Raw genomic sequence first — 22396 nt, 5'->3', positions numbered from 1 at the left:
GCCGCGCGGTCCGCGACCGGTTCTCCGGCCGGGCCGTGCGGTGCCTCGCGGGCGGCAACGGGCACACCCGCTGCTGGCGGATACGCTACCGGTCGCACCCCATCGGACCGGAGTCAGCCGTCGGCCGATATCAGACCGGTATCCGGACCGGGGTTTCGATCGTGACATTCCCCTCACTCCGGACCGGCTCCTTACTTGCCGAGTGCGGCCTGCATCACCGCCTTGGCAATCGGGGCCGCGAGCCGGCCGCCGCTGATGCCGTCACGGTTCTGGGAGCCGTCCTCGACGACCACCGCGACCGCGACCGACCGGCCGTCCGAGGCCTTGGCCCAGGAGGTGAACCAGGCGAAGGGCAGTCCGGCGTTGTCCTCGCCGTGCTGCGCGGTGCCGGTCTTGCCGCCGACCTGGATCCCGGGGATCTTGGCGTTGGTGCCGGTGCCGTTCTCGACCACCGAGACCATCAGGTCCTGCATCTTCGCCGCGGTGGTCGGGCTCATCGCCTGGGAGAACTGCTTCTCGGTGTGCTTGGAGATGGTGGTCAGCGAGGCCGAGCGCTCCTGGTCGACCAGGTACGGCTGCATCAGGCTGCCGTTGTTGGCGATCGCGGCGGAGACCATGGCCATCTGCAGCGGGGTGGCGCGGGTGTCGTGCTGGCCGATCGAGTCCTGCGCGGTGCCGTCCAGGCTGGGGCTGTCCGGGAAGATGCTCTTCTCGGAGCGGACCGGGGTGTCGACGGTGCTGTTGAAGCCGAACTTCTCGGCCTGCGCCCGCATCTTCTCCTTGCCGAGGTCCGCGCCCATCTTGGCGAACACCGTGTTGCAGGACTGGTCCATCCCGGACTTCACGGTGGCGTTCTCGCAGCGCTCGTACGGGCTCTCGTTCTTCAGCTGCGTGTTGGTGTTGGGCAGGGTGTACGGCTCCGGGGTCGACGTGGCGTCGTCGACGTTCTGGTAGAGGCCGTTCTCGAACGCCGCGGTCGCGGTGACCAGCTTGAAGGTCGAGCCGGGCGGATAGGTCTCCTTCAGCGCCCGGTTGAGCATCGGCTTGTTCGGGTCCGCGTTGAGGTCGGTCCAGGCCTTGGAGTCGGCCGAGTCGCTGCCGGAGAAGGCGCCCGGGTCGTAGGACGGGGTGGAGACCAGCGCCAGGATCGCGCCGGTCTTCGGGTCGATCGCGACCGCCGCGCCCTTCTTGCCGCCCAGGCCGTCGAAGGCGGCCTTCTGCACCTTGGCGTCGATGGTGGTGACGACGTCGCCGCCGCGCTTCTGCTCGCCGGTCAGCATGTCCAGGGTGTTGCGGAAGAACAGCCGGTCGTCGGTGCCGGAGAGGATGCCCTCCTCCAGGTTCTCCAGCTGGCTGGAGCCGAAGACCTGGGAGGAGTAGCCGGTCACCGGGGCGTACATCTGGCCGTCGACCCAGGAGCGCTTGTACTTGTAGCGCAGGCCGTTGACGAAGTCGGACTTCGTGACCGGCTGGCCGCTGACGATGATGTTGCCGCGCGGGTGGGCGTAGCGGTCGTACAGCTGGCGCTTGTTGTTCTTGTTGTTCGCCCAGGAGTCGGCCTGGACGCCCTGCACCCAGTTGGTGCGCACCATCAGGGCCAGGATCAGCACGAGGCAGAAGATCGAGACCCGTCGGATCGGCTTGTTCATCGGGCGGGTCCTCCCTGGCCCTCGGTGGCCGGGGCCGGTTCGGCCCCGGGGCGGCGGGCGCTGTCGCTGATCTTCAGCAGGATCGCCACCAGTGCCCAGTTGGCGACCACGGACGAACCGCCCTGGGCGAGGAACGGCATGGTCATACCGGTCAGCGGGATCAGCCCGGTCACACCGCCGGCCACGACGAACACCTGGATCGCCATCGCCGAGGAGAGGCCGACCGCGAACAGCTTGCCGAAGGGGTCGCGGGCGGCTATCGCGGTGCGCAGGCCGCGCTGGACCAGCAGCGCGTACAGCAGGAAGATCGCCATCAGGCCGGTGAGCCCGAGCTCCTCGCCGAAGGAGCCCAGGATGAAGTCGCTCTTGGCGGCGAAGGCGATCAGCCAGGACCGGCCCTGGCCGAGGCCGGAGCCGGTGACCCCGCCGGAGCCGAGCGCCATCAGCGACTGGCCGATCTGCTCGGTCGCGCCCTTCGGCGGGTGCGGCGCGAAGGCGGCCATCGGGTCGAGCCAGGCGTTGATGCGGACCTTCACGTGGTCGGCGGTCGAGGCGACCGCGACCGCGCCGCCGATCGACATCAGCAGGCCGAACAGGATCCAGCTGGTCCGCTCGGTGGCGACGTAGAGCATCACCACGAACAGGCCGAAGAACAGGAAGGACGTGCCCAGGTCGTTCTCGAAGATCAGGATCAGCAGGCTGAGCAGCCAGATCACGACGATCGGGCCGAGGTCGCGGCCGCGCGGCAGGTAGAGGCCCATGAACCGGCGGCTGGCCAGGGCCAGGGCGTCCCGCTTGACCATCAGGTAGCCGGCGAAGAACACCGTCAGGATGATCTTGGCGAACTCGCCGGGCTGGATGGAGAAGCTGCCCATCCGGATCCAGATCTTGGCGCCGAAGTCCTCCTCCCGGGACGGGAAGAAGGCCGGCGCGGCGAGCAGGACCAGGGCCACCACCATCGAGATGTAGGTGTAGCGCTGGAGCACCCGGTGGTCCTTCAGGAGGACCATCACCGCGATGAACCCGGCGATCCCGAGGCCCGACCACATCAACTGGTTCTCGGCCGCGGGGTAGTTGCCCCGGAGCAGCTTGCCCGCCTTGTCCAGCCGCCAGATCATCACCACCCCGAGCCCGTTCAGCAGGGTGGCGATCGGCAGCATCAGCGGGTCCGCGTACGGCGCGAAGCGGCGCACCAGCAGGTGCGCGACCAGCGCCAGGGCGCCCATGCCGAGCCCGTAGCCGAGCATGCCCGCGGGCAGCTTGGAGTCCATCGCGAGGCCGACGTTGGCGTACGCGAGGACCGGCACCAGCACCGCGAAGAGCAGCAGGGCCAGCTCGGTGTTGCGCCGGTTCGGGGCCTCCTGCGGGGAGATGGTGGTGTTGGCCCGTCGGCGCGGGACGGCTCGTTCGGCCGTTGCCCGGCGCCGACCGGACCGGCCGGTGTCTTCGCTCAGGTCGTAGCTGCTCACGTGGTGACCGCTCCCTGACGGCCGGCAAGCCCGCGCGGGGCGGTCCTATGTCGGATCACGGACGTCACTGCTTCGGGCAGGCGTTGGCCCGGCTGAGTTCGTCTTCGGTCAACTGGCTCGGGTCGCCCTGGGCGCCGGCCACCGGAGGAGTGGCGTTCGGCGTCGGGGCGGCCGTGCTCGGTGCGGTCGGTGCCGGTGCGGTCGGGGTGGGCGTGGTCGAGGGGGCTCCGCTCGGCGCCGCCGCGGCCGGGCCGCGGTTCTTCTCGATCGGGGTGGGCGTGGTCGTCAGGAACGCGGCGTGGCTGGCCTGCGTCGCCTGCGTCGCCTGGGTGGCCGGCGTCGCCGGGGCCGTCGCCTTGGCGGCCTTCTGGCAGAGCTGCACCCAGCCGTCGAGCTCCTGGACGGTCGACTGGGCGTCCTTCAGGCTGCTGACCGAGATCGTCTTGTTCACGTGGACGCGCTGGTCCTGCGGCAGCCACTTGAGCTGGATGCCGCTGTACGAGTCGCGCACCGAGGAGAGGCTCAGGCCGGCCAGGTTCTGGTTGATGCCCTGGTAGACCGCGACGTGGTCGCCGTCCTCGCCGACGTAGTACTGGTCCTGGGTCCACTGGTAGCCGAAGTAGCCGGCGCCGCCGAGCAGGCCGAGCGTGACCAGGACGGCCACCGAGATCGTCAGGCCCTTGCGCTTGCGCTTGCGGGGCGGCTCCTCGTCGAAGTCCTCGGTGCCGTAGACCGAGGGCTCGGCGGAGCCGTAGCCGTACGCGCCCTCGTAGCCCTCGGCGGGGCCGAAGCCGCCCGCCGCGGGGTCGTAGCCGGCCTGGTAGCCCTCGGCCGGGCCGAAGGCGCCCTGCGGGCCGCGGCCGAGGCCCGCCGCGCGGCCGGCCGGGGTGTCCGCGATCGAGCGGTCGGCGGCGGCCGAGGACGGCGGGGCGTCGGCGACCGCGCCGACCACCACCGGGACGTCGTTGAACTGGCCGCTCATGGTGTCCGTGGCGCCGACGTCGATGACGTCCGCCACGATGCAGGTGATGTTGTCCGGACCGCCGCCGCGCAGCGCGAGCTGGATCAGCTCCTGCACGGTCTGCTCGGGCGAGTAGAAGCTGCCGAGGGTGTCCTGGAGGGTCTGGTGGCTGACCGGGCCGGAGAGGCCGTCGGAGCAGATCAGGTAGCGGTCGCCGGCCCGGACCTCGCGGATCGACAGGTCGGGCTCGACCTGGCCGCGGCCGTCCAGCGCCCGCATCAGCAGCGAGCGCTGCGGGTGGGTCTCGGCCTCCTCGGGCGTGATCCGGCCCTCGTCGACCAGGCGCTGCACCCAGGTGTGATCCTGGGTGATCTGCACCAGCGAACCGTCGCGCAGCAGGTAGGCGCGGGAGTCGCCGACGTGCACCAGGCCCATCCGCTGGCCCGTCCAGAGCATGGCGGTCAGGGTGCAGCCCATGCCTTCGAGCTGCGGGTCCTCCTCGACCATCTGCCGGAGCCGGTCGTTGGCGCCCTGGACGGCGTCGCCCAGCAGGGTCAGCAGGTCGGCGCCCGGCACGTCCTCGTCCAGCCGGACGATCGAGCCGAGCACCTCGGACGAAGCGACCTCGCCGGCCGCGGCGCCGCCCATGCCGTCGGCCACGGCCAGCAGCCGCGGCCCGGCGTAGCCGGAGTCCTCGTTCCCCTCCCGGATCAGTCCCTTGTGGGAGCCGGCGGCGAAGCGCAGCACCAGGGTCATGCGACCTGTGCCCCCCTCTGGGTCATGGACGGGATGCTGTCCCTCATGCGCTACTACTTCCGCAGTTCGATGACGGTCCTGCCGATACGGATCGGCATGCCCGGCTGGAGCGGGGTGGGCGCGGTCAGGCGCTGCCGGTCCAGATAGGTGCCGTTGGTGGAGCCTAGATCCTCGACCGTCCACTGCCCAGTCTGATCCGGATAGATCCTGGCATGCCGGGAGGACGCGTAGTCGTCGTCCAGCACGATGGTGGAGTCGTGCGCGCGGCCGAGCGTGATGGTCTGGCCCTGCAGCGCGACGGTGGTGCCGGCCAGCGAGCCCTGGACCACGACCAGCTGGGTCGGGGCGCCGCGACGGCGTCCGCTGCCGGGCTGGGTCTGGGCCGCCGCCGCGGGCGCGGGTGCCGCGGTGGCGGCTCCGGCCGGGGGAGGAGTGGGGCGACCCGCGGCCTGGGTGGGAGCGCCGCCGCCCGCCGTGGCGGACGCGCCGCGACGGGAGGAGCGCGGGTTCACCTTGGTGCCGAAGAGGTCGCTGCGGATCACCTGGATCGCGACGATGACGAACAGCCACAGCACGGCCAGGAAGCCCAGCCGCATGACCGTGAGGGTCAGTTCTGACATGACCGTCCCGCCAGTCGGTGAGCGAGGCGCGCGAACAATTCGGACACTACCCTTCGACCTGCCGGTAGACGATGGTGGTGGAGCCCACGACGATTCGGGATCCGTCGCGGAGCGTAGCGCGCTGGGTGTGCTGTCCGTCCACCACGATGCCGTTGGTGGACCCCAGGTCGAGCACCATCGAAGGGCTGCCGGGCCGGATCTCGGCGTGCTTGCGGGAGACCCCGGGGTCGTCGATCCGCACGTCGGCCTCGGTGGAGCGGCCGAGCACGCAGGCGGAGCCGGTGATCTGGTGGCGGGAGCCGTTCACCTCGATCCAGCGGCGGACCGAGGCACCGCCGTGGCCGGCACCGGGGAGATTGCGGACGTTGCCGCCGGCGGGCGCGGGCGGGCCCGGGGGCATCGCGGGGGGCGCCGCCGGCGGCGGGGGCGCGCCGTACTGGCCGGCGCCGGGCTGCTGCCACGGCGCGCCGGGGGCCGGGGCGGCCGGCGGGCGGTCGTAGCCGGGCTGCTGCGGCTGCGGGGCGTACTGCTGGGGTTCCTCGGCGGCGAGGGTGCGGCTGCGCACCCGGTACAGGCCGGTGTCGAGGTCGTCGGCCTTCTCCAGATTCACCTGGAGCGGGCCCATGAAGGTGTACCGCTGGGCCTCCGCGTACTCGCGGACCATGCCGGCCAGCTCGGTGCCGAGCTGCCCGGAGTAGGGGCTGAGGCGCTCGTGGTCGTGCGGGCTCAGCTCGACGATGAAGTCGTTCGGCACGACGGTGCGGTCGCGGTTCCAGATGCTCGCGTTGTTGTCGCACTCGCGCTGCAGCGCTCCGGCGATCTCCACGGGCTGGACCTCGGACTTGAACACCTTGGCGAAGGTGCCGTTGACGAGACCCTCGAGTCGCTGCTCGAACTTCTTCAGCACTCCCATGGGGCACCCCCTTCCAGGGTTCGTTCGCCTGCCTGCCGGCCGGGTTCCGCCGGGGAACCGGTCGTGCCTACTTGCGGTACTTCCGTACTGATCGTATCCACGCCGGGCCCTTCCGTACGGTTCCCGGACCGTGTGGTGCCCGGGGGTGGGCTCGGACACACAGGGTGACGCATTCCGGGTACGGCACGCCAGGTGTGCCGGTCGGAGCGGCCGCCCGCCCCTCGTGCACGCGTTCGTCGGGCACCCGTTCGGATGCGGTCGGTCTCGCCGGAGAACCGATTCGGAGCAGCCCCCGAGGTCGTGCTAATGTTTTCCACGTCGGAAGGGCCGCCCCGAAAGGGAGGCCGCTCGAAGAAACGCGAAGTCCTCATGGTACCGAGCGGTTCGGAAGATCGGTCGGCAATGAGGACAACACCCATGCGCGGGTGGCGGAATAGGCAGACGCGCTGGATTCAGGTTCCAGTGCCCGAAAGGGCGTGGGGGTTCAACTCCCCCCTCGCGCACAGCGAAGCCCCGCAGATCTACGGATCTGCGGGGCTTTCTCGTTTCCCGCCCGGCCCCGCCGGATCGTTCCGGCCCGGTGGGTCAGGAGCGGGCGGCGGGCAGCTCGGCGCGGACCTCGAAGCCGCCGTCCTGGGTGGGGCCGGCGGTGAGGGTGCCGCCCAGCAGCTGGGCGCGCTCGCGCAGGCCGACCAGGCCGTGGCCGCCGCCCGGGAGGGTCTCGGCCGGGTACACCGGCGGGGCGTCGTTGCGCACCTCGACCCGCAGCCGGCGGCCCTTCGCCCGGACCTTCACGTGCACCGTCGCCTCCGGGGCGTACTTGGTGATGTTGGTGAGCGCCTCCTGCACGGTGCGGTAGGCGGCCCGCTGCACCGCCTCCGGCCAGGGGCGGTCGCCGGGGTTCAGCTCGGCGTCGGCGGCCAGGCCGCTCTCCTCGATCAGCCGGGGCAGGTCGGCCAGCCGGGGCTGCGGGGCGAGCGGGGCGTCCGGCACGCCGCCGGTGCCGCGGAGCACCCCGACCATCTGGCGCAGCTCCTCCAGGGTCCGTACGGACAGCTCGCGGATGGTGCGGGCGGTGGTCACGGCGGCCGGGTCGGCGGTGCTGACCTGGAGCGCGCCGGCCTGGATGCTGATCAGGCTGACCTGGTGCGAGACCACGTCGTGCATCTCGCGGGCGAGCCGGCCGCGTTCGCTGATCAGCACCCGCTCGGCCAGCAGCCGGCTCTCCCGCTCCTGGCCGCGGGTCAGCTCGTCCAGCCGGGCGGCCAGCTCGCGGCGGGTGCGGGCGAGCAGGCCGGTGGCGGCCGGGCCGGCGGCCAGCATGACGGCCTGGATGGCGTCGAGGGCGGTGGCCCGGCTCAGGTCGAAGACGTCGGCGGGCAGCGGCCAGTGGAAGAACTCGACCAGGGTGAAGAGGACGCTGCAGGCGATCACGATCCGCGGGCGGGGGCGCTCGGCGGCGACCGTGTAGACGGCGGTGATCGGGGCCAGCCAGATCTCCTCCACCCAAGTGCCGGGCATGGTGAGCAGCAGCACCGTGACCGGGAAGCGGCGGCGCCAGAACAGCGCGAGGGCGGCCACGGTGGAGAGGGTCAGCTGCCACCAGGTGGTGTCGCGGGCCACCAGGGCCGCGTCCAGCAGGGAGTACAGGACGGGCAGCAGCAGCATCAGCCAGGGCGCGGTGCACCAGGCCGGGAGCCGTCGGGACGGCAGCGGGTCGGCGGCCGTCATGCCCCGTCGCCGGGCTTGGGCCGGACCAGCCCGGCCCGGTGGGCGACGACGGCGGCCTGCACCCGGTTGGCGGCGCCGAGCTTGCCGAGGATCGCGCTGATGTGGTCCTTGACGGTGCCGGTGCCGAGGAAGAGGCGGTCGGCGATCTCGGCGTTGGACAGGCCCTCGCCGAGCAGCGCGAGGACGTCGAGCTCCCGGCCGGTGAGGGTGCGGGCGAGCGCGGTCGCCTCGGCGTCCGGGCCGCCGCCGTCCACGTAGCCGCCGATCACGGTGCGGGTGACGGTCGGGGAGAGGATGTTGCCGCCGGCCGCGAGCACCCGGACGGCGTGCACCAACTGCTCGGGGGCGGTGTCCTTGAGCAGGAAGCCGGCGGCGCCGCCCCGCAGCGCGGTGCCGATGAACTCGTCGGTGTCGAAGGTGGTGAGCATCGCCACGGCGGGCGGGTCGGGCAGGGCGCGCAGGCGGCGCAGCACCGAGATGCCGTCGAGGTCGGGCATCCGGATGTCGAGCAGGACCACGTGCGGGCGCAGCCGCTGGACGTGCTCCTCGGCCTGGCCGCCGGAGCAGTCGCCGACCACCTCGAGGTCGGGGGCGGAGCCGACGATCAGGCCGAGGCCGGAACGGACCAGGATCTCGTCGTCGACGATCAGCACGCGGGTGGTGGTGATGGTGCCTCCTCGGTTCGGGCGGCCGGGTGGGGGCGGTCCGCGTGGGTCGTTTCCGAGGGTAGGGGTAGCGGGGGTGGGGCGCCGAACGCACGGGGGCGGTGACCCCCGCCGTTCGGCGGGGGTGGGAATCCGCTACCCGGTTCACGTAATTCTCAGGCTTCGTGGGGAACCATGGAGTTGGCTGACCCTTTTCGGCCCGCTGCCCCACCTGGGCGGACGGCCGGACGGGCGTCGCCGGTCAGTCCGTCGGGCCCGTGCGGGCGCCCGGCGCCGGGCCGTACGCGGATGCGCCCCACCATCTGATCGTTTGGAATTGAGCTGTGTCGTCCACTGTGAAGTCGGAGCCGTCCGCCACGCCCCCCGGGCCCCGGCCCGTCGGCGTGCTCGACCGCTGGCGCCCGAGGGCCGCCGCGGCCTCCGTCTGGTACCTGCGGCTGATCGCGCTGCTGAACGTGGCGACGGTGCTGCTGGTGCCCTTCCGCAACCAGGTCAGCGAGCACAACGAGGGTGAGTACTTCACCCCGTACCTGATGACCTCGGGCCTGGCCAGCGCGGTGCTGTCGGTGTTCCTCGCCATCGCGATGCGGCGGCGCAAGCGGGCCGCGTGGATCTTCAACGCGGCGCTCGGCGGGCTCTTCGCGCTGCTGTACCTGGCGCTGATGGCGCTTCCGGACGAGCACTTCGACGAGCACCCGCTCAACTACTTCTCCACGATCCTGACCTGTCTGTTCGTGCTGGCGCTCCTGGTCGGGCGCAAGGAGTTCACGTCCAAGGGGGACAGCTCCAACCCGAAGACCGCGGCGGCCACCTTCGTCGGCGGGCTGCTGTTCGGCGGTCTGGCCGGTTCGCTGTTGGTCTGGGCGACCAACGAGCTGTCCGGCGCGGGCTTCTGGGACCTCTTCCGCTACTCGGTCGGCCGGATGATCACCATCACGCCGTCCGAGCACCTGCGCTCGGTGATCGCCGCGCCGACCTGGGTGAACGCCGCGATCAACGCGATGGGCGGGGTGCTCTTCCTGCTGGTGCTGTACGTGGCCTTCCGCAGCCCGCGGGGCACCGAGCTGCTGACCGCGGAGGACGAGGCGAAGCTGCGCGGGCTGCTGGAGAAGCAGGGTGAGCGGGACTCGCTCGGCTACTTCGCGCTGCGCCGGGACAAGGCGGTGATCTTCTCCCCCAGCGGCAAGGCGGCGGTCACCTACCGGGTGGTCGGCGGCGTCTCGCTCGCCTCGGGCGACCCGATCGGCGACCCGGAGGCCTGGCCCGGCGCGATCGACGCCTGGTTGGCCGAGGCCCGCGAGCACGCCTGGGCGCCGGCCGTGATGGGCGCCTCCGAGGAGGCCGGGGTGATCTACGCCCGGCACGGGCTGGACGCGCTGGAGCTGGGTGACGAGGCGATCGTCGAGCTGGACGAGTTCTCGCTGGACGGCCGCGCGATGCGGGTGGTCCGGCAGGCGTACAACCGGGTCAAGCGGGCCGGGTACACGGTGCGGATCCGCCGCCACGAGGACATCGCGGAGACGGAGATGGCCGCGCTGGTGGCCAAGGCCGACGAGTGGCGCGACGGGGCGACCGAGCGCGGCTTCTCGATGGCGCTCGGCCGGCTCGGCGACCCGGGCGACGGCCGCTGCGTGATGCTGGAGTGCAGTGACGGCGAGGGCGAGCTCAAGGCGCTGCTGAGCTTCGTCCCGTGGGGCCCGGACGGGCTCTCGCTGGACCTGATGCGTCGGGCCCGGGACACCGAGAACGGCCTGATGGAGTTCATGGTGATCGAGCTGCTGCAGCGCGCCGACGAGGTCGGGCTGAAGCGGGTGTCGCTGAACTTCGCGATGTTCCGCTCGGTTTTCGAGCGCGGTTCCCGGCTGGGGGCCGGCCCGGTGCTGCGGCTGTGGCGCTCCGTCCTGGGTTTCTTCTCGCGCTGGTGGCAGATCGAGTCGCTGTACCGCGCGAATGCCAAGTACCGGCCGATCTGGGAGCCGCGCTACCTGCTGTTCGAGAAGAGCAGCGAGATTCCGCGGATCGGCATCGCGAGCGCGCGCGCAGAGGGCTTCATCGTCGCGCCGAGCCTGCCCGCCCTGTTCCGACGCCGGCACGCCGGAACCGCCGTGGTGGCGCCCCGGGTGCCGGTGGCGGCCCGGGACGGGAAGGGGTAGCCCTCCGTCGGGGGGGCGGAGGGGGCCGGCCGGTCGAATGGGGGTCCGGAGGGGGGACGGCTCTCCCCCTTGAGGATGACCCTTATCCCCATCCGTGCCGATGTGCCTTTGTTAAGAGGCTTCTAATGTTGGAGTAGACGAGAGTTCGGGGATTCGGAGAAACGGCTGTGATTTTCAGGACCCACGCGGGGGGCGTGCGAAAGGGGCCGCTGGCGCTAGCCAGAACGGCCGCTGTCGCCGAGTGGGGAACGTTGTTCGTGACTGTGCGGAACGCGGTGGTGCGAAAGAAGTTCGCAGCGGTTCCATTGGCCACGCTGGCGACGTTTCTGATCCTGCTGTTCAGCATCGTCCAGCACCTGCCGGGCGGTGAGCACTTCGTCAATCGGATCGGGGTGGTGCGGGCGGCGCTGCCGCTGGACGTCTCGCTGCTGCGGACTCCGCTGTCGTTGTACGTCCCGGCGCTGGACCTGCCGGTCTGGGGGGCGCTGGCCCAGGTGTTCGTGGTCTTCGCGATCGCCGAGATCGTGCTCGGCCGGCGGATGACCCTGGTGGTCGCCTACGCCTGCACCCTGGCGGGCACGCTGTTCGCCCGGGTCGGCGTGGCGATCGGGCCGCACCACCTGTTCGGCTTCCCGAAGTGGGTCGCCTACGTGCGGGACACCGGGCCGTCGGCCGCGGTGGTGGCACTGGCGATCTGCATCGCGTTCCGATGCCGGGCCTGGTTCACCGCCTGCCTGGTGGTGGCCACGATGGTCGGCGAGGCGATCGTGCTGCCGAACCTGGCGGGCCTGGAGCACGTGGTCGCGGTGATCACCGCGCTGCTGATCGCCGTCTCGGTTGAGGTCTTCGGGGACTTCTGGCCGCGGGTGCTGGCCGGGGTCGGCGCCGCCACCTCGGTGGCCACGGCCGCCTCGCGGGAGGTCGCGGTGGAGGCCCGGCGGCGTCGGCCGGCCGGGGCGCTCATCCCCTGACGGACGCTGCCTGTTCCTGACGGACGCTGTCCACCCCTGACGGCCGCGTACGGACATCCGTACGCGGCCGTCAGGCGTGCGGGAGGGGCAGTTCGAACCAGACGACCTTGCCGACGGCCTTGCGGGCGGTGCCCCAGCGTTCGGCCAGCTTGGTGACCAGGGTGAGGCCGCGGCCGGTCTCGCCGAGCTGCTCGGCCGGCTCCAGCGAGGGCAGGTTGTGGTTGTCGTCGCTGACCTCGACCAGCAGCTTGTCCACCCGGATCAGCTGCAGCTGGACCCGGTCCCTGGCGACCCGGACGGCGTTCGTCACCAGCTCGCTGACCAGCAGCTCGGTGGTGTCGCTGAGGGCCTGCAGGTGCCAGCCGGCCAGCTGCTCGCGGACCAGCGAGCGGGCCCGGCGGACCTCGCGCTGGTCCACCGTGAGGTCCCAGGTGGCCACCTCGGACGGGGCGACCCCGTCGAAGCGGGCCACCAGCAGGGCCACGTCGTCCTTGCGGTCGTCGGTGTGCAGCCGGCGCAGCACCTCGTCGCAGGCCTGCTCGGGGCTCTGCTGCGGGTCGATCAGGTTGCCGCAGAGCGCCGCGAGGCCCGCTCCTATGTCCCCGCCCCGGACCTCGACCAGGCCGTCGGTGCACAGCACCAGCATCGAGCCGTCCGAGACGTCGATGGTCTTGGCGACGAACGGCACCCCGCCGACGCCGATCGGTGCGCCGGCCGGGATCTCCAGCAGTTCGCCGGTGCCGTCCGGGTGCACCAGGACGGGCGGGACGTGGCCGGCGCTGGCCAGCTCGCAGGTCCGGTTGATCGGGTCGTAGACCGCGTACAGGCAGGTCGCGAGGTGGTCGTCGCCGAGCTTGTGGGCCAGGTTGTCCAGGTGGCGCAGCAGCTGGCCGGGCGGCAGGTCCAGGGCGGCGAGGGTCTGCATGGCGGTGCGGAAGCGGCCCATCGCGGCGGCCGAGTGGATGCCGTGGCCCATCACGTCGCCGACCACCAGGGCGACCCGGCTGCCGGGCAGCTGGATCGCGTCGAACCAGTCGCCGCCGACCTCGGCCTTGGGGTCGCCGGGCAGGTAGCGGTGGGCGATCTGCACGCCGGGGATCTGCGGCGGGCGGGTCGGGATCATCGAGCGCTGCAGGGTGGTGGCGACCCTCGCCTCGGCGCGGTGCAGCCGGGCGTTGTCCAGCGACAGCGCGGCGCGGACGGCCAGTTCCTTGAGGGTCGCGGCGTCGCTCTCGTCGAAGGGGGCGCGGTCGGGCAGCCGGAGCAGCTTGAGGATGCCCAGCACGGTGCCCCGGGCGGAGAGCGGGACGACCAGCATCGAGCGGCCGGAGACCACCGGGGCCAGCCGGACGCCGCCGAGCGCGATCGCGTAGTCGACCGCGACGTCCGCGCTGACCACCGGGACCAGCACCGGCTGGTTCAGCTGCAGGGCCATCCCGGGCGGGGTGCGGCGGGGCATGCTGACCAGCGAGCCCTCCGTGAGCACGTGGTCCCAGGCGCCGCCGGTCTCGTTGTAGACCAGGGCGACCCGGCGCAGCATGGTGTCGTCGTCCGGGCGGGCGACCGGCAGCTCGGAGTCCGAGATCAGCCCGTCCACCAGGTCCACGCAGGCGAAGTCGGCGACCCTGGGGACCAGCACCTGGCACAGCTCGTGGGCGGTGAAGCCGAGGTCCAGGGTGGTGCCGACCTTGCCGCCGACCTCGTTCAGCAGCGCCAGCTGCTCGCCGGCCTGGCCGTTGGTGAGGAACGGGCCGAGTCGTCCGGACGGCGGGCCCGAGGCGCTCGCGGGGGCGGGGACCGGGACGGGCACGGCGGCGGGCGGGGCCTGGGCGGCGCGGGGCGTCGGGTGGTCCGTGGCGGACGACTCGACGGTGGCTCGGTCGATGGTGGCTCCTCCTCCCGTTGGTGGGGGCACCTCCCGGCCGGAGGCCGGGGGAGGCACGGACGGGCCGCCGCCCGCCGCGGCACCGCTGACGGCGGCGACGGGCTGGGCGACGGGCTGGGGGACGGGCTGGGGGACGGGCAGGTCGGCGGTCTCGCGCTGCGCGGGGTCGCGCAGGGCGGTGTCGCGCTGGGCCGGGAGCCGGCCGTCCGGACGGCGGCCGGGCGCGGTCTGGTCGGGCTGCGGCGGCGGGCCGACCCGGGCGGCGCGCTGCTGCGGCGTCGGGTAGCGGCGGCCCAGGCCGGCGGCCGCGTGCGCCGTCCCGGTCTGCGCGTCGGCGGGCAGCACCGGCAGTACGGTGACCGCGTCCAGCCGCAGGGCGGGCAGCCCACCGAGCCCGATCGCGGTCAGCACCGCCGGCCGGTGGGCGGCGGGCAGCAGCCGGGCCAGCGGCTCGGGTACCCGGTCGGCGGGCGCGGTGAGCGTGGCGGCCAGCCCGTGGAAGCCGCCCCGGGCGGCGGGGGCGGCGGCGAACGGCAGCAGCCGCTCGCCGAGCGCGAGCCGGGGGCCGGCGGTGCGCAGCGGGCGGGCGTCGGCTGCCAGGGCGAGCAGCCCGCCGGACGGGCCGGGCAGCGGATAGGCCCACCAGAGCACGTCGCGCTGGTGCTCCTCGCGGTCGGTGACGGTCAGCCGACCGGCCCAGGGGCGGCCGGTCGCGGTCAGCTCGGCGAGGGTGTCGAAGGCGTCGCCGGTGCGGCGGACGGAGCACCGGCCGAGCGCCCGTGACTCCACGGCGGGCAGCAGGCCGGAGGCGGGGCGGTCGTGGGCGACCTCGGCGCGGTGTCCGAACAGCTCCTCGGCGGCTCGGCCCCACTGCGCGATCCGGCCGGACCGGTCGACCTGGACGAGGGCGAGCCGCACCAGGGCGGCCACGCCCGCGGGGTGGTCGCCCGGTTCGGTTCCGTCGGCCGCCGGACGCGGTGTGGAGTTGGACTCGGCCACCATGGATTCGGTCTGCTCCCGCCTGGCCGCCACGCCTGGAGGCGGCCGTCTCTCCGGAGGAAGGCACGCTGTGCGGATACCAGCGAAGCACGGACCGGGCCGGGCTTGATACCGAAACGGGGAGATTCCTCAGTATCGGTTGCGTGTCGCGCGTCGCGCGCCGGTCCGTACCCCCGGTTCACCCGGACGGGGCTTTCGTGCGCGGCGGTAGGGTGGCAGGCCGGACCGCCCGCCCGGCGGCCCCGCAGGACGCAGCCGCCCGGACGAGACAGAGGCGAGAAGTGAGCGCGCAGAGCCCCGCCCGCTGGACGGACCCGGAGCAGCAGGAGCTGGAGGAGCGGGTCGCCGCCGCCGAGCTCGCCTGGCTCAGCATGGACGTGGACGTGCAGACGCTGCGGGTCGAGATCGACAACTTCGCCCTGATCCACCACCAGCTGCTCGGCCCGCTGTACGCCCGGCTGGACGAGCTGGACGCGCTGGTCGCCGAGGCGGTCGCGGCCCGCACCGGTCGGCCGGAGGACCTGCGCCGGGCCGCCGAGGCGCGGCAGCAGGTCGAGGAACTGCCGGACCTGGACGCGCTGTTCGACTCCGTCCAGGAGCAGCGGGAGCAGTCCGGCCGGGGCGAGGAGGCGGCACCACCGCCGCCCGCCGCGCCGACCCGGGTGCGGCCCGGCAAGGAGGCCCAGCGGATCTACCGCGAGCTGGTCCGCCGCGCCCACCCCGACCTGACCACCGACCCGGCCGAGCAGCAGCGCCGGGCCGCCTTCCTGGTCAGGGTCAACGAGGCCTACGCGTTCGGTGACGCCGCCGTACTGGAGGGCCTGGCCGCGGAGTGGTCCACCGCGCCCGAGGCCGCGCCCGCCGTCGACTCCCCCGACCGGTCGGGCTGGCTGCGCCGCCGGCTGGACTGGCTGACCGCCAAGATCGCCGAGACCGCCACCGAGCAGGTCCGGCTGGAGCAGACCCCGATGGGCCAGCTGCTCGCCCTCGCCCCGCAGGACCCGGACCGGCTGCTGGAGCAGCTCGCCGAGGAACTGCTGGCCAAGGCCGCCGACCGGCAGGCCGAGCTGGAGCGGCTGCTCGGCGGCCCCGGCCCGGTGGCCGGCGACGCTTCGGAGCCGGTGGGCGACAATGGCACGGACCCGATCCACCCCCAGCCTTCCCACGCCCAGGAGAGCCACACGATGTTCGCGCAGATCCCCACCGCCGACGCCGCCGCCGTGCCCGCCGACGCCGCCCTGCTGGACGTGCGCGAGCAGGACGAGTGGGACGCCGGGCACGTGGACGGCGCGCTGCACATCCCGCTGGGCCAGGTGATCGCCCGGCTCGGCGAGCTGCCCGAGGAGAAGCTGTACGTGCTCTGCCGGGTCGGCGGCCGCTCCGCGCAGGTCGTCCAGTACCTGGTCCAGCAGGGCCGGGACGCGGTGAACGTGGACGGCGGGATGTACGCCTGGCAGGGCGCCGGCCGTCCGATGGTGAGCAGCACCGGCCAGGAGGCCTTCGTCCTCTAGGACTCCCGGGCGCGGACTCCCGGGCCGGGACTCCCGGGCCCGCGGGCCCGCCGTCGCCCGTCACCCGGTAGGGCAGGATGGGCGCGCGCGAGCGCGCCGGTACCGGGCCGGGGGCGCCCGCCGACCGGGCTGGGGAGGCCATGACGGAGACGACGGACCGGCCGGCCGCGGGGAGGGCCTGGTCGAAGCCCGCGCAGCTCGTCCTCGGCCTCGCCGGGGCGGCACTGATCGGCGGCACCGGCCTGTTCCTCGCCGCGGTGTTCCTGCACGTCGCGCCTGCCAACTCGCTGTCCCGGCAGTACCGGACCGCGATCGACGGCGTGGTGTACCCGGAGTTCGAGCAGAATTGGAAGCTGTTCGCCCCCAACCCGCTGCAGCAGAACGTCAGCCTGGACGCCCAGGTGCGGACCGTCGCCCCCGGCGGGGCGACCACCACCCGCGACTGGACCGGGCTGACCGCGCAGGACATCGCCGCGATACGGGGCAACCCGGCACCCAGCCACGTCGACCAGAACCTGCTGCGCCGGGCCTGGGACTTCTACGACGGCTCGCACAACCCGCAGGACGAGACGCCGGCCAACGCGCGCGGCAAGCTCGCCGAGCAGTACCTGAAGCGGATCGCGCTGCAGCGGATCGGCCGGGAGGCGGACGGCGAGCGGATCCTGGAGATCCGGTTCCGGGTGACCGCGGCGACCGTGCCGCCGCCGGCCTGGAGCGGCGAGGCGGCGCCGCCGGCGCCCAAGGTACGGGAGCTGCCGTGGTGGCCGGTGGCGGACGAGGACTACCGGGGACTGCTCGGATGAACGGGGTGTCGGCGCGGGATCCCCGGGCGGACGGCGTTCCGCGGCAGGCCGTCGCCGGGCAGCCGCCCGTACCCGGGCCGGACGTGCCGGCGCCGCGCGGGCCGGGGGCGGCCGAGCTGCTCGGACGGGCCGTCGAGGCCTTCACCGGGCGGGTGCTCGGACGCCACCAGGCCGCGGCGGTGCGGATCGGGTTCGGGCTGGTCTGGCTCGCCTACCTGCTGCGCGAGTGGCCCAACCGGCGGGTGCTGTACGGCGACCGTTCCCCCTGGTCGATGGAGCTGGCCGATCGGCTGCTGGGCGACGACGGGGCGTTCACCGTGCTGCCCTGGTTCGGCGGCCGGCCCTGGTTCGAGCTGGTCTACCACCTGGCGGTGCTGGCGGCCCTCGGCGTGCTGCTGGGCTGGCGGACCAGGGCGAGCACCGTGCTGTTCCTGGTGACGGTGCTGTCGCTGCAGAACCGCGACGTCTTCCTTGGCGACGGCGGCGACAACGTCGTCCACCTGATGGCGGTCTACCTGGTCTTCACCCGCTGCGCCGAGGTCTGGTCGCTGGACGCTCCCCCGGCCTCCGGCCGGGAGGTGCCCCCAGGCCGGGCTCGGCGCACCGGGCGGGACGGGCGGAGCGGAGTGGTGCTCTGGGCCGCCCTCGGGGTGGTCCTGGCGGCCTGTCAGTTCGGCGGTTTCTCCGGCGAGAGCCTGACCTGGACCAGCCGGACCTTCCCCCACCTCGGCTGGTCGCCGCTGTTCTGGGGGCTCTGGGCGGTGGCCGGGGTCTGGTGGGCCGTCGGACGGCTGCGGCCGGACGGCGAGCTCCGGGCGGTGCTCGACGCGCTGGCCACCATGGTGCACAACTGCGCGATGCTGGTGATCGCCGTCGAGGTGGTGCTGATCTACGCCACGGCCGGCTGGTACAAGGTGCAGGGCTCGCGCTGGCAGGACGGCACCGCGCTCTACTACCCGGTGCACCTGGACTACTTCGCGCCCTGGCCCGGGCTGTCCGCGCTGGTCGGCTCGGCGCTGCTGCCGGTGTTCCTGATCTCGTACGGCACCGTGATCCTGCAGGTGGCCTTCCCGTTCACGCTGCTCAACCGGCGGGTCAAGAACGGGCTGCTGGCCGTCATGATGCTGGAGCACGTCGGGATCGCGGTGGTGCTCGGGCTGCCGGTGTTCTCGCTGGCGATGATCGCCGCGGACGCGGTGTTCCTGCCGACCGGGGCACTGCTCTGGGCGGCGGCGCGGGTGAGTCGGATCCGTACCGGTCGGATCCGGCGGAAGTCCGCACCCTAGGATGTCGGTATGTCCTGGTTCGCCGCGCTTCGTGACACCGCGCGGACCGGACTCACCCTGGACCGGGCGCTCACCGACCCCAAGCGGGCCGTGCGCGGGGCGGTCGCCGTGGCGCTGGTGCTTTTCCCGACGCTCGCGCTCAGCGGCGTCCCGCTCGCCACCTCGGCCGCGATGGGGGCGTTCATCGCCGGCTCGGCCACCTTCCAGCGCAGCTTCCGGCCCCGCGCCAGCCTCGCCGTCGTGGCCGGCCTCGGACTCGGCATCAGCACCTTCCTCGGCTACCTGGCCGCGGGGGTGTACGGGCTGTTCCCGGTGCTGCTCGCGGTGTGGGCCTTCGGAGCCGGGCTGTCCTGGGCGATCGGGCCCACCGCGGGGGTGGTCGCGACCAACACCGTCTCGGTGATGCTGATCGTCGTCCAGCTGCCGGTCAGCACCGTCACCGCGCTCGGCCACGGACTGGTCGCCGCCCTCGGCGGGGTCGTCCAGGCCGTCGTCATCACCGTCTGGCCGATCGGAAGTTGGAGCGCCCAGCGCGCCGCCCTCGCCGACACCTACGCCGAACTCGCCGACTACGCCCGCCGGTTGCGGCAGGACCCGACCGCGCACGTCGACCCGGAACCGTTCATGACCGCCCGGCACGCCTCCGCCGTGACGCCCTGGCAGGACCGGCACCGTCCTCCCGAACTGCGCGGCCTGCGCGGCCTCGCCGAACGCATCCGGCCCACCCTCGCCGCGCTCGCCGACCCCAAGGTCGGCGCCCCCGAGGAAGGGCCGGAACGTGACCGGGCCCGGGAGGTGCTGGCCGCCGCCGCCGAGGTCATGGACGCCCTCGCCCGGGCGATCCGCACCGGCGACCCCGTCCGGCTCCCCCGGTCCGCGCCCGCGCTCACCCTGATCCGGCCGGACGACGAGGGACCACGGCTGCGGGGCGCCGCCCGGCGTTCCGCCCGACGGCTCGGCGGACTGCTGCGGAAGGCCGCGGACACCCTCGAACGCAACGACGCGGACACCATCACCACCCCCGTGGTCGGGGCCGGCGGGGCGCTGCACAAGCCGTCGATCGGCCGGATGCTGCCCGTCGCGGCGCGGACCGTCCGGCGGCAGCTGCATCCGCGTTCGGCGATCTTCCAGCACGCCGTACGGCTCTCGGGGGTGGTCACCGTCGCGTACCTGCTGGCCCGGCTGGCCGGGTTCCACCACGGGTACTGGGCGCCGATGACCGCCGCCATGGTGATGCGGCCGGACTTCGCGCAGACCTACAGCCGGGGCGTCGCGCGGCTGGCCGGGACGGTCGTCGGGGTCGCGGTCTCCACGCTGGTGGTGCAGCTGGCCCATCCCGGGGAGTGGGTGCTGGCCGCGCTGGCGGTGGTCTGCATCGGCGGGGCGTACCTCGCGTTCCGGACCGGGTACGCGCTGACCACGGTCGGGATCTCGACGTACGTGGTGTTCCTGCTCGGGCTGCAGGAGGGGAACCCGCTGGTGACCGCCGTCGAACGGGTCGGGCTCACGCTGCTCGGCGGGACGATCGCGCTGGTCACGTACGCGCTGTTCCCCACCTGGCAGACCGCGCGGCTCGGGGAACGGCTCGCCGAATGGCTCGCGGCCGCCGGGCGGTACGCCGGCGCCGTGATCGCCTGCTACGAGACACCGGCGGCGCCGCGGGAGCGGGCCGTGCGGAGCGCGCTGCTGGACTCGCGGGAGGCGCGGTCCGAACTCATCCAGGCGATGGAGCGGGCCGACGCCGAACCGGGGCGGCACGAGTCCGGGCTGGAGGGGGTCAGCCGGCGCCAGATCGACCGGGCCCTGGCGGCGGTCGGATCGCTCGGGCGGGCGGGGGTGCTGCTGGAGGCGCACCTGCCGACGGGCGACGCGGAGCCCGTGCCGGGAGCGAAGGCGTACGCGGAGGAACTGCGCCTCGCCACCGCGCTCGCGGCGGCGGCGCTGCTGACCGGGCAGGCGGTGGAGTTCGGGGCGGTGCGGGCGGCGCAGGCGTGGTTGGAGGAGGGACTGGCGGGGATGCCGGCCGGGGTGCAGCGGGATGTGGTGCGGGCGGGGGTGCGGTTGGTGGGGCAGGCGCTGCGGGATCTGGAGCGGGCCCTGCGGGGCAGCGCGGAGGCCCGGTAGCGCGGGGGCGCTCGCCGGGTGGGCTCCGGTACAGGGGGTGGCAGAGTGGGCGGCATGGACGAGGAGCTGGTGCGGGAGTGGCGGGCGGCTGAGCGGGAGCCGGGGGTGGTGCTGCTGGACGGGTTCCACGCGTTGAAGCACGCGCTGCGGTTCGGTGGGGATGTTCGGAAGGTGGTGACCGTCGATCGGGGGGCGTTGACGGCGCTGGCCGCCGAGTTGGCCGAGGACGTCGTGCCGGCGGTGGACGGGCTCGCGGTGGAGGCGCCGGAGGCGGTGGTGCGGACGCTGGTGCCCCGGCTGCACCCGACCGGGGTGGTCGCGCTGGCGGTGCGGCCTGCTGCCGGGGCCAATCTGGCGGTGTTGGGGGCGCGGCCGCGGCGGGCGCCGGTGGTGGTGTTGGAGAACCCGCGGAATCTGGGGAACGTCGGGGCGGTGATCCGGTTGGCGGCGGGGTTCGGGGCCACGGGGGTGGTGACCACGGGGGATCTGGACCCGTGGCACCCGAACGTGCTGCGGGGCAGTGCCGGTCTGCACTTCGCCACGGCGGTGGAGCGGCTGACGCTGCCGCAGCTGCCCGCCGGGCCGCTGTTCGTGCTGGACCCGGAGGGTGCGGACATCCGGGACGTGCCGTTCCCGGACGACGCCCTGCTCGCCTTCGGCACCGAGCGGCACGGGGTGTCGCAGGAGCTCAAGGCGCGGGCGGACCAGCTGGTCGCGGTGCCGATGCAGGCGGGGGTGTCCAGCTTCAACCTGGCGACCAGTGTGGCGATGGGCCTCTTCCACTGGATGTCCGGGAAGCGCTGAGCCGGGCCCCGGGGGACGGGTCAGGAGAAGCGGCGGCGCCGGGGAAGGCGGTCGAGGCGGGATCAGCGCGGGATGGCGGGCGAGTACTCGGGGTCCGTCCAGGTCAGCGGGGTGGCGTCGGCGAGTTCGAGCACGCCGGTGACGGCCAGGTCGACCATCCGCTCGGCGCCCGGGGCGGCCTGCCGGGCCTCCGGCGACCAGTCGGTGCGGGCCTCGCCGGTGACCAGCAGGGCCCCGCCGGTCTCCCAGTCGGGCAGCAGCAGCCCGGCCCGCGGGTCCAGCTCCAGGTTGCCGAGGGTCAGGAACATGCTGTTGCCCGGGTACTCCGGCCAGCGCAGCCGGTCCGGCGCCACCGCCTCCAGGAAGCCGGGGAAGCCGCCGCGGTGGGAGGCGTCCACGCTGCCGTCCGGCCCGGTGGTGGCGATGAAGAAGGTGTCCGCGGTGGCCGCGGCCAGGCGCTGCGCGGTGGTCAGCCGCGGGCCGGCGGCGACCGTACGGGGCGGGCCGGCCTCCGGGCGGTCCTGCGGGCTGCGGCGCTGGATGTACTTCGGGCAGTTGGAGACCACCTCGGCGGCGCTGACCAGCAGCCCGCCGCGGCCGTCCGGGACGGAGCCGCCGTTGAGCCGCATCCGGCGCCGGCCGGCCGGGTCGAGGGCGATGGTGCCGACCCGGGCCGGGCGGGCCAGTGCCTCGGCCAGCGGGTCGGCCCCGGCCGGACGGGCGGCGACCGACATCGTCCGCTCGTCCGGCGCCTGCAGGAAGCCGGCCGGGCCGGTCAGCTGGGTGGCCCAGACCCGGCCGTCCCGGTCGGCGGCGCCGACGACCAGCATCCGCCGCTCGGACAGGAAGCGGGCGGCGACCGCCGGGATGGTGCTGCGGATCGACCGGCCGGCGTGGTCGGCCCGCTCGGTCCGGCCGGCCCGGGCCTGGGCGGCCCGCTCGCCGGGGTGGTACGGCGTGCTGGTGGTGGTCACGGTCGGCTCCCTTCCGGGGCTGGGTCTGGGGCTGGGGCTGGGTCGGACGGCGGCGGTTCGGCGCGGTGGCGGTTCGGTGCGGTGGCGGTTCGGTGCGGCCCGGTGCGGCCCGGGGCGGCGGC

General features: G+C 73.6%; 16 protein-coding genes and 1 tRNA gene. 8 read left to right on the top strand and 9 right to left on the bottom strand.

Annotated elements, in window-relative coordinates; genetic code table 11:
* Positions 1-191 precede the first annotated feature (191 nt).
* From ABTY56_RS07665 to ABTY56_RS07645, 5 genes are all read right to left on the bottom strand, one after another.
* Positions 192-1649 carry a peptidoglycan D,D-transpeptidase FtsI family protein gene (locus tag ABTY56_RS07665; protein ID WP_350627449.1) on the bottom strand — a complete coding sequence of 486 codons (1458 nt, stop codon included), beginning with the start codon at positions 1647-1649 and terminating at the stop codon, positions 192-194.
* Positions 1646-3022 carry an FtsW/RodA/SpoVE family cell cycle protein gene (locus ABTY56_RS07660; protein WP_350627498.1) on the bottom strand — a complete coding sequence of 459 codons (1377 nt, stop codon included), beginning with the start codon at positions 3020-3022 and terminating at the stop codon, positions 1646-1648. Before ABTY56_RS07660 ends, ABTY56_RS07665 begins: the two co-directional genes overlap by 4 nt.
* Positions 3023-3182: 160 nt before the next feature.
* Entirely contained in the window at positions 3183-4835 is a 1653-nt protein-coding gene (locus ABTY56_RS07655; RefSeq protein WP_350627448.1) for a PP2C family protein-serine/threonine phosphatase, read from the bottom strand.
* Between the two features lie 53 nt (positions 4836-4888).
* Positions 4889-5455, bottom strand: a complete 567-nt coding sequence (locus ABTY56_RS07650; protein ID WP_350627447.1) for an FHA domain-containing protein FhaB/FipA — start codon at positions 5453-5455, stop codon at positions 4889-4891.
* Positions 5456-5501: 46 nt separating this feature from the next.
* The gene (locus tag ABTY56_RS07645) at positions 5502-6368 is read right to left on the bottom strand and encodes an FHA domain-containing protein (RefSeq protein WP_350627446.1); all 867 of its coding nucleotides are present in this window, start codon (positions 6366-6368) and stop codon (positions 5502-5504) included.
* A 419-nt stretch (positions 6369-6787) separates the two neighbouring features.
* Between ABTY56_RS07645 and ABTY56_RS07640 the strand changes: the two genes are divergently transcribed.
* Positions 6788-6871, top strand: a tRNA-Leu gene (locus ABTY56_RS07640).
* Positions 6872-6953: 82 nt separating this feature from the next.
* Here ABTY56_RS07640 and ABTY56_RS07635 read toward each other — a convergent pair.
* Together ABTY56_RS07635 and ABTY56_RS07630 are read right to left on the bottom strand one after the other, a co-directional pair.
* Positions 6954-8099 (bottom strand): sensor histidine kinase, encoded by a 1146-nt coding sequence (locus ABTY56_RS07635; RefSeq protein WP_350627445.1) that lies wholly within the window; start codon positions 8097-8099, stop codon positions 6954-6956.
* A complete protein-coding gene (locus ABTY56_RS07630; RefSeq protein WP_502893051.1) occupies positions 8096-8749 on the bottom strand; it encodes a response regulator in 654 nt (217 codons plus the stop codon). The genes ABTY56_RS07635 and ABTY56_RS07630 overlap by 4 nt, the downstream gene beginning before the upstream one ends.
* Positions 8750-9147: 398 nt before the next feature.
* Between ABTY56_RS07630 and ABTY56_RS07625 the strand changes: the two genes are divergently transcribed.
* Both ABTY56_RS07625 and ABTY56_RS07620 read left to right on the top strand, forming a co-directional pair.
* Entirely contained in the window at positions 9148-10917 is a 1770-nt protein-coding gene (locus ABTY56_RS07625) for a phosphatidylglycerol lysyltransferase domain-containing protein (protein ID WP_350627496.1), read from the top strand.
* 257 nt (positions 10918-11174) lie between these two features.
* Entirely contained in the window at positions 11175-11888 is a 714-nt protein-coding gene (locus ABTY56_RS07620) for a hypothetical protein (RefSeq protein ID WP_350627444.1), read from the top strand.
* A gap of 70 nt (positions 11889-11958) precedes the next feature.
* Here the strand turns inward: ABTY56_RS07620 and ABTY56_RS07615 are convergent, their stop codons facing one another.
* Positions 11959-14805 carry an ATP-binding SpoIIE family protein phosphatase gene (locus ABTY56_RS07615; protein WP_350627443.1) on the bottom strand — a complete coding sequence of 949 codons (2847 nt, stop codon included), beginning with the start codon at positions 14803-14805 and terminating at the stop codon, positions 11959-11961.
* A gap of 248 nt (positions 14806-15053) precedes the next feature.
* On the opposite strand from ABTY56_RS07615, the gene ABTY56_RS07610 reads away from it, so the two are divergent.
* From ABTY56_RS07610 to ABTY56_RS07590, 5 genes are all read left to right on the top strand, one after another.
* On the top strand, positions 15054-16283 hold the full coding sequence (locus ABTY56_RS07610; protein WP_350627442.1) for a rhodanese-like domain-containing protein: 1230 nt from the start codon (positions 15054-15056) through the stop codon (positions 16281-16283).
* A gap of 140 nt (positions 16284-16423) precedes the next feature.
* The gene (locus ABTY56_RS07605; RefSeq protein ID WP_350627441.1) at positions 16424-17086 is read left to right on the top strand and encodes a DUF5819 family protein; all 663 of its coding nucleotides are present in this window, start codon (positions 16424-16426) and stop codon (positions 17084-17086) included.
* The gene (locus ABTY56_RS07600; RefSeq protein WP_350627440.1) at positions 17083-18372 is read left to right on the top strand and encodes an HTTM domain-containing protein; all 1290 of its coding nucleotides are present in this window, start codon (positions 17083-17085) and stop codon (positions 18370-18372) included. The genes ABTY56_RS07605 and ABTY56_RS07600 overlap by 4 nt, the downstream gene beginning before the upstream one ends.
* 9 nt (positions 18373-18381) lie before the next feature.
* The gene (locus tag ABTY56_RS07595) at positions 18382-20496 is read left to right on the top strand and encodes an FUSC family protein (protein ID WP_350627439.1); all 2115 of its coding nucleotides are present in this window, start codon (positions 18382-18384) and stop codon (positions 20494-20496) included.
* Positions 20497-20550: 54 nt separating this feature from the next.
* Positions 20551-21300 carry a TrmH family RNA methyltransferase gene (locus ABTY56_RS07590; protein WP_350627438.1) on the top strand — a complete coding sequence of 250 codons (750 nt, stop codon included), beginning with the start codon at positions 20551-20553 and terminating at the stop codon, positions 21298-21300.
* Positions 21301-21362: 62 nt separating this feature from the next.
* On the opposite strand, the gene ABTY56_RS07585 is transcribed toward ABTY56_RS07590, so the two are convergent.
* The gene (locus ABTY56_RS07585; RefSeq protein WP_350627437.1) at positions 21363-22274 is read right to left on the bottom strand and encodes a pyridoxamine 5'-phosphate oxidase family protein; all 912 of its coding nucleotides are present in this window, start codon (positions 22272-22274) and stop codon (positions 21363-21365) included.
* Positions 22275-22396: the final 122 nt, after the last annotated feature.

Origin of the sequence: Kitasatospora sp. NPDC097691 (assembly GCF_040302665.1) — a bacterium.
Lineage (GTDB): Bacteria > Actinomycetota > Actinomycetes > Streptomycetales > Streptomycetaceae > Kitasatospora.
The sequence above is the reverse complement of the archived record's forward strand: the minus strand, read 5'-3'. Positions and strand labels throughout refer to the sequence as shown.

Bases quoted from the DNA above. Each gene is read 5' to 3' on its own strand.
- ABTY56_RS07645 (WP_350627446.1), bottom strand. From the start codon at position 6,368: ATGGGAGTGCTGAAGAAGTTCGAGCAGCGACTCGAGGGTCTCGTCAAC.
- ABTY56_RS07595 (WP_350627439.1), top strand. From the start codon at position 18,382: ATGTCCTGGTTCGCCGCGCTTCGTGACACCGCGCGGACCGGACTCACC.
- ABTY56_RS07650 (WP_350627447.1), bottom strand. From the start codon at position 5,455: ATGTCAGAACTGACCCTCACGGTCATGCGGCTGGGCTTCCTGGCCGTG.
- ABTY56_RS07605 (WP_350627441.1), top strand. From the start codon at position 16,424: ATGACGGAGACGACGGACCGGCCGGCCGCGGGGAGGGCCTGGTCGAAG.
- ABTY56_RS07665 (WP_350627449.1), bottom strand. From the start codon at position 1,649: ATGAACAAGCCGATCCGACGGGTCTCGATCTTCTGCCTCGTGCTGATC.
- ABTY56_RS07635 (WP_350627445.1), bottom strand. From the start codon at position 8,099: ATGACGGCCGCCGACCCGCTGCCGTCCCGACGGCTCCCGGCCTGGTGC.
- ABTY56_RS07655 (WP_350627448.1), bottom strand. From the start codon at position 4,835: ATGACCCTGGTGCTGCGCTTCGCCGCCGGCTCCCACAAGGGACTGATC.
- ABTY56_RS07590 (WP_350627438.1), top strand. From the start codon at position 20,551: ATGGACGAGGAGCTGGTGCGGGAGTGGCGGGCGGCTGAGCGGGAGCCG.
- ABTY56_RS07600 (WP_350627440.1), top strand. From the start codon at position 17,083: ATGAACGGGGTGTCGGCGCGGGATCCCCGGGCGGACGGCGTTCCGCGG.